Source organism: Oscillibacter sp. (assembly GCF_032060045.1).
In the GTDB taxonomy this organism is placed as follows: Bacteria; Bacillota; Clostridia; order Oscillospirales; family Oscillospiraceae; genus Oscillibacter.
The window spans coordinates 87,201-88,410 of sequence record NZ_DAMBZJ010000008.1 but is presented as its reverse complement, the minus strand read 5'-3'; the positions used below and the strand labels follow the sequence as shown (position 1 = coordinate 88,410).

At 56.0% G+C, this 1,210-nt stretch carries 2 protein-coding genes; one reads left to right on the top strand and one right to left on the bottom strand.

All coding sequences use genetic code 11. The features are described from left to right. Window positions 1-441, bottom strand: a 441-nt coding sequence (locus RT018_RS05160; RefSeq protein WP_312939879.1) for a putative ABC transporter permease, incomplete at its 3' end; no start/stop codon positions are given. A 92-nt stretch (window positions 442-533) separates the two neighbouring features. Here RT018_RS05160 and RT018_RS05155 point away from each other — a divergent pair. Continuing rightward, complete coding sequence (locus RT018_RS05155) at window positions 534-1,103, top strand: uracil-DNA glycosylase (protein WP_312939877.1); 570 nt, start codon at window positions 534-536, stop codon at window positions 1,101-1,103. Window positions 1,104-1,210 lie beyond the last annotated feature (107 nt).

Below are 1,210 nucleotides of genomic sequence, written 5' to 3'. Positions count from 1 at the left end.
CAGCAGCGCGACGAAGGTGAGCGGCGGAGGGATGCCGGCAATGATCGCCACCAGCGGCGGATGAATCAGTAAAAGTGCCATGGAGGCCAGAGCGCCCCAGGCAAGGGAGAATAGGATGCAAACCCGTCCCTGAAGATTTCCCTGGACGTGGGAATAGTCCCAAAATTTCACGCCCAGCAGCGCTTCGCAGGCCCAGTGATAGAGAAACTCCACTGCCGTGGCCGCCGCCGCGCCCGCCACTGGGAGCCACAAGCCTGCCCGCATGGATGCGGGCAGGGCCAGCACCGCCATGGCTCCCAGCCCGTACACCGGGCATAGTGGAAGAAACAGAAGACATCGCCTAACGGGATGCGGATCGCCGGTGGTGCGGCGGGCATAAACCCGCTCTAAAAAGCATCCTACAAGGCTATAAAAAATGAAGACCCAGAACCAGTATGCCAAATGAAAGCCCTCCGTCTGTTTTTTTCAGTTTGTCCGGGGGGGAAAAATTCATGCGGCGCTTTATAGAAAAATAAAGGGTAAGGAGGAGCGGCATGGACGATTGGAAGATTTTGCGACAAGAGTGTCTGAAATGCAAAAATTGCGGTCTGGAACAGACCCGCACCACTGTGGTTTTTGGCGACGGCTGCGAGACGGCCGAGGTGCTGTTGGTGGGCGAAGGACCGGGGCAGAACGAGGACGAGCAGGGCATTCCTTTTGTAGGTAAGGCGGGGCAACTGTTGGACGATATGCTGGAAATCATCGGACTGGACCGGACAAAGGTTTATGTCGCCAATACGGTGAAATGCCGTCCGCCTCAGAACCGAGATCCGCTAAATGTGGAGATGTCGGCTTGCCGGGGCTGGCTGGAGCGGCAGATGGAGCTGCTGCACCCCAAAATTCTGGTGTGTCTTGGCCGCATCGCGGCGAAGGAATTGATTAAGGACGACTTTCGCATTACCGCGGAGCACGGGCAGTGGTTCGTCCGGGATGGGGTGCAGATGACGGCGCTTTACCATCCCTCCGCCTTGCTCCGCGATCCGTCGAAAAGGCCGGAGACGTTTGAGGATTTAAAGGGCTTGCAGGCAAAAATTCGGGAACTGTGCCCGGAAATGAGACTTTAATTTTTGGGTGCGGGGCCGGGTGTTTTCGGTATGATTAAAATAGAAGCGAATCAATGGCGGAAGAATGACCGCGATGGTTTCTATTATGTGTGAAACTATAAGGTCCC

Bases quoted from the DNA above. Each gene is read 5' to 3' on its own strand.
- RT018_RS05155 (WP_312939877.1), top strand. From the start codon at position 534: ATGGACGATTGGAAGATTTTGCGACAAGAGTGTCTGAAATGCAAAAAT.